12 protein-coding genes, 1 other RNA gene and 1 riboswitch are annotated in these 12,765 nt (G+C 61.6%); of the genes, 8 read left to right on the forward strand and 5 right to left on the reverse strand.

Annotated features, from left to right (window positions below; genetic code table 11):
- Nucleotides 1-32: 32 nt before the first annotated feature.
- The 7 genes from prfB (at nt 33) to WBN73_RS05625 (ending at nt 6,674) form a co-directional block, all read left to right on the forward strand.
- Nucleotides 33-1,151 (forward strand): peptide chain release factor 2, encoded by a 1,119-nt coding sequence (prfB, locus tag WBN73_RS05595; RefSeq protein ID WP_207593945.1) that lies wholly within the window; start codon nt 33-35, stop codon nt 1,149-1,151.
- Between the two features lie 190 nt (nt 1,152-1,341).
- A complete protein-coding gene (gene ftsE, locus WBN73_RS05600) occupies nt 1,342-2,106 on the forward strand; it encodes a cell division ATP-binding protein FtsE (RefSeq protein WP_017198501.1) in 765 nt (254 codons plus the stop codon).
- Nucleotides 2,103-3,017, forward strand: a complete 915-nt coding sequence (gene ftsX, locus WBN73_RS05605) for a permease-like cell division protein FtsX (RefSeq protein ID WP_207593944.1) — start codon at nt 2,103-2,105, stop codon at nt 3,015-3,017. The genes ftsE and ftsX overlap by 4 nt, the downstream gene beginning before the upstream one ends.
- A gap of 55 nt (nt 3,018-3,072) precedes the next feature.
- Nucleotides 3,073-4,488, forward strand: coding sequence for a M23 family metallopeptidase (locus WBN73_RS05610; protein WP_089595581.1), 1,416 nt, complete (start codon nt 3,073-3,075; stop codon nt 4,486-4,488).
- A gap of 77 nt (nt 4,489-4,565) precedes the next feature.
- Nucleotides 4,566-5,036 carry an SsrA-binding protein SmpB gene (gene smpB / locus WBN73_RS05615; protein ID WP_017198498.1) on the forward strand — a complete coding sequence of 157 codons (471 nt, stop codon included), beginning with the start codon at nt 4,566-4,568 and terminating at the stop codon, nt 5,034-5,036.
- A 112-nt stretch (nt 5,037-5,148) separates the two neighbouring features.
- Nucleotides 5,149-5,517, forward strand: a transfer-messenger RNA (tmRNA) gene (gene ssrA / locus WBN73_RS05620).
- Between the two features lie 173 nt (nt 5,518-5,690).
- The gene (locus tag WBN73_RS05625; protein WP_337339728.1) at nt 5,691-6,674 is read left to right on the forward strand and encodes a S1C family serine protease; all 984 of its coding nucleotides are present in this window, start codon (nt 5,691-5,693) and stop codon (nt 6,672-6,674) included.
- Nucleotides 6,675-6,681: 7 nt separating this feature from the next.
- Here WBN73_RS05625 and WBN73_RS05630 read toward each other — a convergent pair whose 3' ends face one another.
- Nucleotides 6,682-7,011: a hypothetical protein gene (locus tag WBN73_RS05630; RefSeq protein WP_280628015.1), complete on the reverse strand. Its 330-nt coding sequence runs from the start codon at nt 7,009-7,011 to the stop codon at nt 6,682-6,684.
- 76 nt (nt 7,012-7,087) lie between these two features.
- Between WBN73_RS05630 and WBN73_RS05635 the strand changes: the two genes are divergently transcribed.
- A complete protein-coding gene (locus WBN73_RS05635; RefSeq protein WP_443193250.1) occupies nt 7,088-8,542 on the forward strand; it encodes an MFS transporter in 1,455 nt (484 codons plus the stop codon).
- 18 nt (nt 8,543-8,560) lie between these two features.
- Here WBN73_RS05635 and WBN73_RS05640 read toward each other — a convergent pair whose 3' ends face one another.
- The 4 genes from WBN73_RS05640 to hisN form a co-directional block, all read right to left on the reverse strand.
- Nucleotides 8,561-9,274 carry a metal-dependent transcriptional regulator gene (locus WBN73_RS05640; RefSeq protein WP_337339726.1) on the reverse strand — a complete coding sequence of 238 codons (714 nt, stop codon included), beginning with the start codon at nt 9,272-9,274 and terminating at the stop codon, nt 8,561-8,563.
- A 9-nt stretch (nt 9,275-9,283) separates the two neighbouring features.
- Complete coding sequence (locus tag WBN73_RS05645; protein WP_337339803.1) at nt 9,284-10,108, reverse strand: class I SAM-dependent methyltransferase; 825 nt, start codon at nt 10,106-10,108, stop codon at nt 9,284-9,286.
- A 73-nt stretch (nt 10,109-10,181) separates the two neighbouring features.
- Nucleotides 10,182-11,591, reverse strand: a complete 1,410-nt coding sequence (locus WBN73_RS05650; protein ID WP_337339725.1) for an aminotransferase class V-fold PLP-dependent enzyme — start codon at nt 11,589-11,591, stop codon at nt 10,182-10,184.
- A gap of 32 nt (nt 11,592-11,623) precedes the next feature.
- Nucleotides 11,624-11,737, reverse strand: a riboswitch (SAM riboswitch).
- A gap of 184 nt (nt 11,738-11,921) precedes the next feature.
- Nucleotides 11,922-12,734: a histidinol-phosphatase gene (gene hisN, locus WBN73_RS05655; RefSeq protein WP_207593938.1), complete on the reverse strand. Its 813-nt coding sequence runs from the start codon at nt 12,732-12,734 to the stop codon at nt 11,922-11,924.
- Nucleotides 12,735-12,765 lie beyond the last annotated feature (31 nt).

Here is a 12,765-nt window from a genome sequence, read left to right on the forward strand (position 1 = left end):
GAGCGTGACGGATAGCGTACGCTGGGAGGACCATGGCTGAGATAGATTTTCCCGCAGAAATCCGCGCACTTCGCGCAACTTACAGCTCCATCGAGAACGTTACCGATGTTGATGCACTAAAGGCTGAGATCGCTGAACTGAGCGAGCAAGCCGGAGCCCCGGACCTTTGGGATGACCCGGCTTCTGCCCAGGTGATAACTTCGCGGTTGTCACACCGGCAGTCCGAAGTTGAGCGTCTTTCCAAGCTGGACTCCCGGATCGACGACCTTGAAGTCCTGGTGGAACTCGGCCAGGACGAGGGCGACGAAGACTCCATGGCGGAGGCTGCCAAGGAGTTGGCGTCCATTCGCAAGGCTCTGGCGGAACTCGAAATCACCACGCTGTTGGCAGGCGAGTACGACGAACGCGAAGCGGTGGTTACCATCCGTGCGGGTGCCGGTGGAGTTGACGCGGCAGATTTCGCCGAGATGCTGATGCGGATGTACCTGCGCTGGGCAGAACGCCACGGGTACCCCACCACCGTGATGGATACGTCCTATGCCGAGGAGGCGGGACTGAAATCCGCCACGTTTGAGGTCAAGGCGCCGTACGCGTTCGGCACGTTGAGCGTCGAAGCAGGAACACACCGGTTGGTCCGCATCAGCCCCTTCGACAACCAAGGCCGCCGACAGACGTCCTTTGCGGCAGTGGAAGTTATTCCGTTGATCGAACAGACGGACTCCATCGAAATTCCGGATAACGAAATTCGTGTTGACGTCTTCCGTTCCTCGGGGCCCGGAGGCCAGTCGGTCAACACCACCGACTCGGCAGTGCGGTTGACTCACATCCCCACGGGCATTGTGGTCTCGATGCAGAACGAAAAGTCACAGCTTCAGAACCGTGCCGCTGCCATGCGCGTGCTTCAGTCCCGATTGCTGCTGGTCAAGAAGGAACAGGAGGACGCGGAAAAGAAGGCCTTGGCCGGAGACGTCAAGGCGTCCTGGGGTGACCAGATGCGCTCCTACGTCCTCAACCCGTACCAGATGGTCAAAGATCTGCGAACGGAACATGAAGTAGGCAACACCTCAGCAGTCCTGGACGGCGACATCGATGACTTCATTGACGCCGGCATCCGTTGGCGTACAGGCAACCGCAACGCGGCAGCCGGCTAGGACGGAGAAGGGCGGAGTCCGGTTCGCGCCAACGCTCTGGATTCCGCGACACACCCTCCAAAGCCCGGTAAATCCGGGCTGCCCGTGCGTATAGTCGAGTGGCCGGTGCTCTCACTTCCCCCATCGAAAGCCCGCGCTCCGGCTGTTGGACTGGGCGACTATGTCATGTCCGGCGGGGTTCTAAAGGGCCATGATCAGATTTGAGAATGTCACCAAGGTCTACGAGCAGAATGCCCGACCGGCGCTCGACTCTGTCAGCCTTGAGATCAACCGCGGCGAATTCACCTTCCTCGTAGGTGCTTCGGGCTCAGGCAAGTCCACTTTTCTTCGCTTGATCCTGAAGGAAGACAAAGCCTCGTCCGGGTCTGTGTATGTTGCCGGGCAGAACGTTGCCAACATTTCGAGCTGGCGTGTACCCAAGCTTCGTCGCGGCATCGGCGTGGTGTTCCAGGACTTCCGCCTGCTCCCGCAGAAGAATGTCTTCGCCAACGTTGCCTTCGCGATGCAGGTGATTGGCAAGAGCCGTTCAATAATCCGCGAAACCGTTCCTGAGGTCCTGAAGACTGTTGGCCTGGAGGGCAAGGAGCGGCGCATGCCCCACGAACTTTCAGGTGGCGAGCAGCAACGTGTGGCCATCGCCCGCGCCGTCGTAAACCGTCCCGGCATCCTGCTGGCTGACGAACCGACCGGCAACCTGGACCCCATCACCTCGATGGGAATCATGGGAGTCCTGGACAAGATCAACCAGAACGGCACCACAGTAGTCATGGCAACCCACGACGACGACATCGTCAATGAAATGCGCCGCCGGGTGGTGGAGCTCAAGAACGGCAAGGTCATTCGAGACGAAGCCAAGGCGCTCTACACCTCGATGATTCCGGTGGTTGGCGAATCGCGCCGCCTGCGGGATGCCAGCGGCGAGGAACTCAACCGTGCACAGGGGGCGCAGCTGTGAGGCTCCTGTTCATCCTGGGGGAAATCGGCAGTGGCTTGCGCCGGAACCTTTCCATGGTCATTTCAGTGGTCCTGGTAACGTTCGTTTCCCTGACATTCGTCGGTGCGGCCGGCATGCTGCAGATGCAGATCAACCAGATGAAGGGCTACTGGTACGACAAAGTCCAGGTGGCGGTCTTCCTTTGCAACGACGGTTCGACGGCGGTGGGCTGCGCTTCGGGTCCGGCCACCCAGGAGCAGCAGGAAAACCTGCAGGCCATGCTTGAGTCGCCGGCGGTCAAGCAATACATCAACGATTTCCAGTTCGAATCCCAGGCTGAGGCTTACACGCACTTTAAGGAACAGTTCTCCAATTCACCGATTGTGGATTCGGTGTCCGAGGACCAGCTGCCGGCTTCCTTCCGGATCAACATGAAGAATCCGGAAAAGTACCAGATCATCAGCGAGACGTTCTCCTCCCAGCCGGGAGTCGAGACGGTCAGCGACCAGCGGCAGGTTTTGGAGCGCATCTTCTCCTGGATGAACGGTGCGTCGGTTGCTGCGATGGGCGTAGCCGTGGTCATGATCTTCTGCGCAGTGCTTCTCATTACCACCACCATCCGGCTTTCTGCCTTCAGCCGACGCCGGGAAACCGGGATCATGCGGCTCGTTGGAGCATCCAAAACAGTCATCCAACTCCCGTTCATCCTGGAGGGTGTTATCGCTGCCGTTGTGGGGGCAGTCCTAGCCTCGGTCACGCTCTGGTTGATGGCGCACTTCTGGCTTAATGGTGAGCTGTCGACACAGTTCCTCAACACCCCCTTTATTTCCTCCACCCAGGTGCTGGTGATCGCGCCCGTGCTGATTGCCTTGGGTGCGGGTTTGGCTGGGATATCCTCGCTATTGACCCTCCGCAAGTATTTGAAGGTCTAGCGATGACCGCCCAAGCCCGATCACCCTTCATGCTGACAACCGAAAAGGACTCCTGATGACCGCGTTGGACCCGATCTCCCTGCGCCGGCGCTTTGCGTCGGGCAATGCTCGGATCATGGGTGCCGTGCTTGCTGTGGGTCTGGCTGTCAGCCTCCTGTCGGGCGCGCCCGCTGCCCAGGCCGACAACCTTGAAGACCAGCAGGCCGCACTTGAAGCTGAAGCCGCCAGGGTTCAGGCATCCCTGGAGTTTGTCGATGCCAACATCGCCAAGGCTGCCGGCGACCTGGTGATCTACCAGGGCCGCCTTCCCGGAGCCCAGCAGGCGCTGCTTGAGGCGCAGGGCCGGGTGGCGAGTGCGGTCAAGGAAGTTGAAGCTCTGGCGGCCAGGGTTGAACTTGCCCAGCAAAACAAGGCCAAGATCACCGAGCAGTTGGAAAGTGATAAACAGAAGATCACTGATACCAAGAAACTGATCGGTCAGATCGCCTCCCAGGCTTACAAGTCCGGTGGTGTTCCCACCAACATCGCCCTTCTGTTCGGGTCCAGTGAGTCCGGCAACCTGACCGAGTCCATGGACTTGGCTGACCAGGCCATGCGCAGCCAGAACGCCGCCATGACCAAGCTGACCCAGCAGAACGCCACGAACGTGAATTCCCAGGCACGGCTGGTAGCCGTCGAAGAAGAGATCCAAGATCTCAAAGCAAAAGCAGACGCTGCGCTTGACCGGGAGAAATCGGCAAGGGACGAGGCTGCGAACAAGAAAGCCGAAGTCGACAAGCTCATTGAAGACACCACGCGCCTGAATGGGCAGCTTCAGGCTGCCAAACCGGGTATCGAAGCCAATCTGGCCCGCGTCAAGGCTGAGCAGAACACCGTGGCCGCTGAAATCGTAGAGCGCGACCGGAAACTCAGGGAAGCCTGGGAAGCGGAGCAGCGCCGTCTTGCTGAAGAGGCTGCCGCAGCGGCCGCAGCCGCAGCAGCGGCCCAAGGCCGTCCGGCCCCACCAGAGCAGCCGTACGTTCCACCGGCAGCAGGATCGCCGTCCGCCTTCGGACTGCGTCACCCCTTTGCCAGTTATGTTCCCATCACCTCCGGATTCGGCTGGCGCGCAACGCCCCCGGGTACCATCGACTTCTACGGTACGGGTGGCTACATGCACACCGGCATCGACTTTGGCGCGGCATGTGGCACTCCGGTCTACGCGGCGGCTGCAGGCGAGGTCTTCAACTCAGGATGGAACTCAGCCGACGGCGGTGGATGGCGTGTGAAGCTGTCCCATGGCGTAGTCCAGGGCAATTCGCTGACCACCATCTACTACCACAACAGCAGCATTGTGGTGTCGAACGGCCAACGCGTTTCTGCCGGCCAACTGATCGCCTACTCGGGAAGCACCGGTAACTCGACCGGTTGCCATGCGCACTTCGAAACGTGGTTGAACGGTTCCGCTGTGGATCCCATGAACCTCCTCTAGTGTGTGGGGCAGTGCTCGGGAGGCCCCCGGCACTGGCGTACACTAGTTGAAATCCGCATCTAACAAGGAGTTCTACCGTGCCCAAGGAAAGTGGCCGTAAGGTAGTGGCCACCAATCGGAAGGCCCGGCATAACTACCATGTCCTGGACACCTATGAGGCCGGCATCGCCCTCATGGGAACAGAAGTGAAGTCCCTTCGTGAAGGCCATGCCTCCATGGTGGACGGCTTCTGCACCTTCTACAACGACGAGTTGTGGATGGAAGGTATCCATATCCCTGAGTATCACCAAGGGAGCTGGACCAACCACGCCGCGCGCCGGCGTCGTAAGCTCTTGCTTCATCGCGATGAACTGGACAAAATCTCGCAGAAGATCCGCGAGTCCGGCTTCACCGTGGTGCCGCTCCAGTTGTACTTCCTGGATGGCCGCGCCAAGGTGGAAATCGCCATTGCCCGAGGCAAGAAGGATTATGACAAGCGCCAAACGCTGCGTGAGCAGCAGGACAAGCGCGAATCGCTGCGTGAGTTGCGGGAGCGCAACCGCCGGTAGCGCCACGCCCACCGCGCCCGTGGAATGTTCCACCGGATGCATGCGTTATGATGAGTAGTCCGAAGGGAATTCGACAAGGTCGATGTTCCGGTCGGGTTTGGTAACAAAATACGGGGATGATCGGTTTCGACGATGTTAGTCGCGACAGGTGAAGCGGGCCGAGGATGCAGAATTATCTCGTAAACGCTGTCTGCAAACCAATAAGTGCCGAATCTAAGCGCACTGACTTCGCTCTCGCTGCCTAAGCAGTAAGACAGTCCGTCAGCCCGGGGTTGCTATCGCCCCGGTTCCTGGCGTCATTTAGATAGCCACTGCTGTTTGCCTTCGTCATTGAGGTAAACGGGACTTTTAGATGACTGGGCCCGGATCAGCCACCTGTTCGCAGGATGGCTGGGGCCGAGAAAATCCGACGCGAACTGCGCCCGGAGAAGCCCTGACAAAACGACATCGGACGGGGGTTCAATTCCCCCCATCTCCACCCACGGAAAGCCCTCGGATCATCGTGATCCGGGGGTTTTTCCATGCCCGAACGCACCAAGGCAGGACACTTCCACGTTCACCCACGGCGTACTGTCCGCAGGACTACCAGCCAAGGGCCGGCGGTTGAACTGGATAAGCGCCGAACCACGGCGGAGCGGTGGCAGGAGGCACGTGATGAGCACTGAACCGGACTTCGAACTGCAAGACCCTGACGACGACGAGCAGGCCTTGGATGCGTACTCGAAGATCGTGGTCCGGGTTGCGGAATCTGTGACACCCCACGTCGCCGCCATCGAGATGACCAGCACCGGCCGGAGGGGCCAGATCCGCAAGGGCAGTGGCTCGGCCGTGGTCTTCACCGGCGATGGATACATGCTGACGAACGCCCATGTAGTGGCTGGTATCCGGTCCGGCCGGGCTGTGTTCGCCGACGGGAGACACACGGACGTGGAGTTGGTGGGCGCGGATCCTTTATCCGATCTCGCCGTGGTCCGTGGCGTGAAGTCCACGCCGCCTCCGGCAGTGCTGGGCAATGCCGAAATCCTGAAGGTGGGCCAGTTGGTGATCGCCGTGGGAAACCCGCTGGGTCTGGCCGGCTCGGTGACTGCGGGCGTCGTCAGTGGGTTGGGCAGGTCCATTCCCGTCAGGGCGGGCGAACACCAGCGGGTCATCGAGGATGTGATCCAAACGGACGCTGCCCTGAATCCGGGGAATTCCGGCGGAGCCTTGGCCGATACCCGCGGCCGCATCGTGGGCATCAACACCGCGGTAGCAGGATTGGGCCTGGGTTTGGCCGTGCCCATCAACACCACCACTCAGCGCATTATCGCGTCCCTGCTGAGGGATGGCCGGGTGCACCGTGCGTATTTGGGTTTGGTGAGCACGCCAATTCCCCTGGATGCAAGTGCCGTTGTACGGACGGGGCAGAAGGAAGGCTTGCGGGTGGTAGAGGTGATTCCACAGTCTCCAGCGGAGCTGTCCGGACTTCAACCCGGGGACATCGTGCTCCGCGCCCAGGGACGGGCTGTGTCCAGTGCCGAGAGCCTGCAGAAGTTGTTGTTCGAAGAGGCCATTGGCCAACCCTTCCCCCTGACCGTGCTGCGGGAGGGGAAACCAGTGCAGATTCTTGCGGTGCCCTCCGAGATGGTCCAGCCGTGAACGGAAGCTAGGCCTTGCTCTCCGGAACATCGACGACGCCCACGAAGCGGCTGCCGACCCCCTCGTATTCGCTGCGTACTTCCCCGAGGAAGAGCTTGGGAAGGTCACTGCTCCGGTGGGTACCGCAATAGACGAAGGAAAAGTCCGGCCACCACTTTTTGGGCCTAATGGCCTCGGAATAGCCGCACACGGCACAGGTCAGATGGACCCAGACGGGGCGTTTGCCGGTACGGTTGGCGCGCGACTGCACCAACCAAGCGGGGGGATTGTCTTGCATGTCGCGGAGTTCGGCTTCGGAAAGCCTGGACGGAATACCGTGGCGCTGTGCCATTTCCATCGAAATATCAAGGGCCAATGCGGCATCACGTCTGCTGATCACCACTCAACGATACGGGACTTCACGGGCGTAGGCTGTGCTCATGACTGACGCTGCCGCGCTTCTGCCGAGTACTTCGCTACAGAAACGCGTGCTGGTGGTGGCGATCGTGGCGTCGTTCATCGCCATCCTCGATGGTTTTGTGGTCAATCTCGCACTGCCTGCCATCGGCAGGGAGCTCGGTGGCGGCCTGGTCATCCAACAATGGGTAGTAGACGCGTACCTGCTGACCTTGGGTGCGTTGATCCTGGTGGCCGGCTCGTTGTCCGACCATTTCGGCAGGGCGCGAATCCTCGAATGGGGCCTGGCGGGTTTCGCGGTGACCTCGGTCTTGTGTGGGCTGGCGTGGTCCGGCGAAGTCCTGGTGGTGTCGCGGGCACTGCAGGGTATTGCAGGGGCCCTCCTGGTCCCCAGTTCGCTGGCCATGATTATTACCTCGTTCACCGGTCCGGCCCAATCCAAAGCAATCGGCCAGTGGTCCGGCTGGACCAGCGCTGCGGCCATCGTGGGTCCGGTGATTGGCGGCATGGCGGTGGACCTGCTTTCCTGGCGGGTCATCTTCTTCATCAATGTCATTCCCGCCGTTGCCATTTGGCCCATGCTCGCAGGTCTCCGGGCATCCGACGCCGCGAGGGACAAGAGCAAACATATTGACTACCTCGGAGCCGTCCTGGCCATGGTGGGCCTCGGTGGCCCGGTGTTTGCGTTCATCGAACAGAGCCGCATGGGCTGGGGGAGCGTGCAGGTGTGGTTGCCACTGGTGGCCGGCATCGCAGCCATGGTGCTTTTCCTGCTCCATGAGGCAAGGACTGCCGAGCCCATGCTGCCACTCAGGCTCTTCGCGATCCGCAACTTTGGGTGGGGCAACCTGGCAACGCTGGCCATTTACGGTGGAATTTCCCTGGGGTTCTTTGTTTTGGGCATCTATCTTCAGCAAGTTGGGGGGATGGCTGCCACTATGGCGGGCATCGCCCTGCTGCCTGGCACCGTCATCCTCATGCTGTGTGCCTCGTATTTTGGTGGCTTGGCAGGGAAGTACGGGCCCCGATGGTTCATGACCGTGGGTCCGCTGCTGTGTGGTGTGGGCTTCCTGATGTCGTTGTCGGTCCAGGAGCCGTTGAATTATTGGACACAGGTACTGCCGGGCCAGATTGTTTTCGGAGTGGGATTGGCTACCTTGGTGGCACCCCTGACAGCCGCCATTCTTGGTGCTGTCCCGCCCGAAGAGGCGGGAATTGGTTCGGCGGTCAACAACGCCGTTGCCCGCATTGCCGGCTTGATCACCATTGCCTTCGCGGGACTGATCGTGGGGCCGATCTTCAGCCGCGATGGTTTGTACAACGCCCTGTTGGTCACAGCCGCACTGTTCCTGACCGGGGCAGTAGCTTCCGCCGTCGGGATAAGAAATCCGCCCAAGGGGGCGGCAATTGCCGCTGACAGCCAACCTGATGCAGCGTCCGACGACGGCGGGGCGGCCGGGCATCCCGGCTGAGCTCCCGCCGGGGTTGGGTCAGCGGGCGGGAAGGACGCAGCCCTCGTGGGCTTCAGCGCTCTGGACCCAGAGTGCGGACGTGACTTCGTCGGCAAGATCGAACTCGCGGCCTGAGGCGCCGCTCCCAATCCGCACCACCAGTGCTCCGCCGAACGGTTTGCGGCCGACCACTTCAACCGGGGCGTCGAGGGTGATCTCTTCCGCTGCCAGGTATCTGAGGAGATCCGGGTTTTCGTCGCTGATCCTGGTGATACGGCCGGAGTGGCCTTGGTCCAGTTCAATCATGCGGTAGGCGTGCGGCAGTTCAACGGAGCCATCCGCCGAAGGGATCGGATCACCGTGCGGGTCCCTGACGGGGTGGCCAAGTTTGTCGGACATTCGCTCGATGAAGGTATCCGACACTGCATGCTCCAGCATCTCAGCTTCATCGTGGACCTCATCCCAGCTGTACCCGAGTTCTTCCACCAGATAGGTCTCAATGAGGCGATGCCGGCGCACCATGGCCAATGCCAGGCGCATGCCCGCGGGTGTCAGGCGAATGGCGCTGTAGGGCTGGTGGTCCACCAGTCCCTGGTCCTTGAGCTTGCGGACCATTTCAGACACGGAGGAATTAGCCACACCCAGGCGCTGGGCAAGCTGGGAGGACGTTATCGGCTTGTCTTGCCACTCTGTGTACGAGTAGATGACCTTGACGTAGTCCTCAATCGAGGAGGAGGGCGTACTGGTCTTCACACCTCAAGCCTACCGTGGCCGCGCAGCGCGCACCTTGAACGCCCGCCAGGTCTGCGTCACGTACGGCAGTGGAACGCTGTCTCCCGGTGCGTGCCCCAGATGCTCATAGAGGTACCACTCCAGGTTGCCCATGACTTTCGCCCTGGTGGCGTCGTTGGCGCGGAGATAATAGCTCCGCGACTTGGTCAGCTCCATGATGTCTTCGGGCGTCAAGGCATCCGACCAGCGGGTGAAGTGGCTTTCCACGCCGGAAAATTCCGGGCCGATCAGTGGACGGAAACCTGGCTTGTGGACGTCTCCGGCATGCATGATGCGCGAGAGCCGATGAACCCAGGGCACGTCGGTATCCAGCTGGTTCCAGACCAGTCCCAAGGTCCCGTGCGGCCGGAGGATACGGGCTATCTCGGTGCTCGCGGCCAGTGGGTCGCACCAATGCCAGGCCTGGGCAACACTGACGACGTCGAATGCTGAGTCCGTCAGTCCTGTTGCTTCAGCTGTTCCCTCCAGCGCGGTGACGTGCGGCTGGGACTTGCGCAGCTGCTCCAGCATGTCGGTGGAAGGGTCGACGGCGGCAACGTCCAGTCCGCGCTCCACGAGGAGGGCCGTGAACTTGCCAGTACCCGCTCCGAGATCCGCAGCAGTCGTGGCCCCCTGGGGAACAAACCATTCGACGGACTCCCGGGGATAACCGGGCCGCACTCGATCGTAGTGCTCGCCACCGTCCTGGAAGCTCTGGCCGAACTCGTTCCGACGGTCAGCGTGGAGCTTGGGACCACGCGGTCCGGCGGGTCCGGGAACGCCGGGCCGTCCGCTGGAGGCGGCCGGAGAGGGCAATGCCACCAAAAACTCCTTCACAGGGTCGCCAAAAGATACCCTACGAATTTACCGCAGCCGCGGTAAAGCGCGTTTAGTCAACAGTGCAAGGAGCAGCGCCTGCAGTGCCGGGCGTGTTGGGCGCCCATTCCGGGTAGGTCCGGTGGTCGTTGGCAGGTACCCAGCGGCCCTCGTCCACCACATAGTCCCAGCCCAACCCGTTGCGCTTAAGCCCCTCGATGCCTGCGAGCAGCCTCGTGGCGTCCTCCAACCGGGAGCCGACGCCAAAGCTGGCACGCAAGGAGCCTGAGGGAAGTCCGAGTCGCTTGAGCAGTGGGTGGGCGCAGAAGCGTCCATCCCGGAGGCCAACTCCGTGCTCGGCGGCCAGATACGCCGCCACCAGTCCGGCGTCGAATCCTTCCACGGAGAAGTTGACCACACCGATGGTGTCATCTGAGTCAGTGAAGATCTGGTGCACGGTCACGCCGTCGATGGCCTCCAAGCCATCCACCAGGTACCTGCGGATGGCGGCTTCATGGGCGTGCCACGCCTCCTGGTCCAGCCCGGCGAGGACCTGGGTGGCCCGGGCGAGGGTTGCGGCACCCAGGACATTGGGGGAGCCGCCTTCGTGGCGGGCAGGGCCCGTTGCCCAGCTCACCGAGTCGAGGCGGGCTTCACGGACGGCGCCGCCACCAGCCAGGTGGGGGATCCCGGCGTCGAGCCAGTCCGGGCGCCCCACTACGACGCCTGCGCCGAAGGGGGCATACAGCTTGTGACCGGAGAACACCACGTAGTCAACGTCGTCCTCCGTGATGTTGATCCGGCGGTGGGGTGCCAATTGGGCGGCATCCACAACAATCCTGGCACCGTATTCGTGCGCCAGTGCAGCGAGTTCTGCGATCGGCAGGATTTCACCTGTCACGTTGGAGGCGCCAGTGACGGCGAGCAGGCTGACCCCGCCTTGGGCCAATTCGTCGCGGAGCTTGTCCACGGTGGCGGTCAACGTGGTGGCCGCTACGACGCTGCGGTGCGGGACACCCTGCCAAGGGAGAAGGTTGGCGTGGTGTTCGATGTCCAGATAAAGGACTTCCCCGGAGAAACGGCCGTCAATCTGCGGAAGGCAGCCTGCCAGGAGATTCAGGGAGTCTGTGGTGTTTCGCGTGAAAATCACGGAATCGTCGGGACGCCCGCCGACGAACTCACGGACAATACTGCGCGAATTCTCATAGACCGAGGTGCTGATCTGGGACGCAAAACCCGCGCCGCGGTGAACGCTGGCGTAGTAAGGAAGGACCTCGTTGAGGTAGGCCGAGACGATGGTCAGGGCCGGAGCCGATGCGCCGTAGTCCAGATTGGCATAGCGGACGTGGCCGCCCTGGATCAGCGGTGCCTGCAGCTCAGCGCCAGTGACGGCGGCGAGTGGCCGTGCAGCGGGAGCTGCCTGAGACGGGGTTTCACCGGCGAAAGACGGAATGATGTTTGAGTCGAACGTAACTGTGCTCATGGGACCTCACTCAAGAGGGATCCCCGGAGGGGGATCCGCGCTTGCCGCATCCGTTCCGGACCGGCCGGGTCGTCACCCGGGGCACCCCGCCGCGAATGGAGGGTTGCCGGCCAGCAAACCGGGGTTTAGCGCTGGCACTCGTGACCTGTAAAAAAGGTTAGGGCACCTCCGATGGCCCCTCCAAAGTCACTTCGCTTTGTTAAGCACTTTGTTACGCCGGGTTGTAAATCGCCGATCTGGCGAAGAAAAAACGGCGGACGCCTCGAAAAGGAGGCGTCCGCCGTCGAATATTCGGTGAAAAGCAGCGTGCGTGCCCTGAAACGAACCTGCCTAGAGCAGGTCGTCCAGGCCCGGGTTGAGCCGCTTGAGGACTTCCGAGTGAAGGATGGAGTTGGTGGCCAGCGCGTTGCCGCCGAACGGACCGTCGTCGCCTTCCAGGGAGGTGAAACGGCCACCGGCCTCCGTAACGATCGGGACGAGGGCTGCCATGTCGTACAGGTTCAGCTCAGGCTCGCACGCGATGTCCACTGCACCCTCGGCCACCAGGCAGTATGACCAAAAATCGCCGTAGGCCCGGGTTCGCCATACATCCTCTGTGAGCCCCAGGAACTCATCCAGGTTTCCGCGGTCCTTCCACCCGGACAGGCTTGAGTAGGACAAGGAGGCATCGGACAGGCGGGAAACGTTGGAGACCTTCAAACGGGTGGCCGCGGCAAGGGACCGGCCCATGTAGGCGCCCATGTCCTTGGCAGCCCACCAGCGTTTTCCCAAGGCGGGTGCACTGACGACGCCAACCACGGGTTCACCCTCATCAACCAATGCGATCAATGTTGCCCACACCGGTACGCCCCGGACAAAGTTCTTGGTCCCGTCGATGGGATCAATGATCCAACGCCGTGAGCCGTGTCCGCTGCTGCCAAACTCCTCGCCAAGGACAGCATCCCGGGGGCGGGACCGGGAGAGCTGACCCCGGATGGCTTCCTCCGCTGCTTTGTCGGCGTCAGTGACAGGTGTGAGGTCTGGCTTGGTTTCGATCTTCAGGTCCAGGGCCTTGAAGCGGTCCATGGTCTGGGCATCGACTGAGTCAGCGAGGACGTGGGCAAGGCGCAGGTCATCGTTGTAGGTGGAAACGGGATGGGTCATGCCACCAAACTATCCTGAAACGCTCCCTGCA

The sequence above is a fragment of the Paenarthrobacter sp. CCNWLY172 genome (assembly GCF_037402035.1).
Classification (GTDB): domain Bacteria; phylum Actinomycetota; class Actinomycetes; order Actinomycetales; family Micrococcaceae; genus Arthrobacter.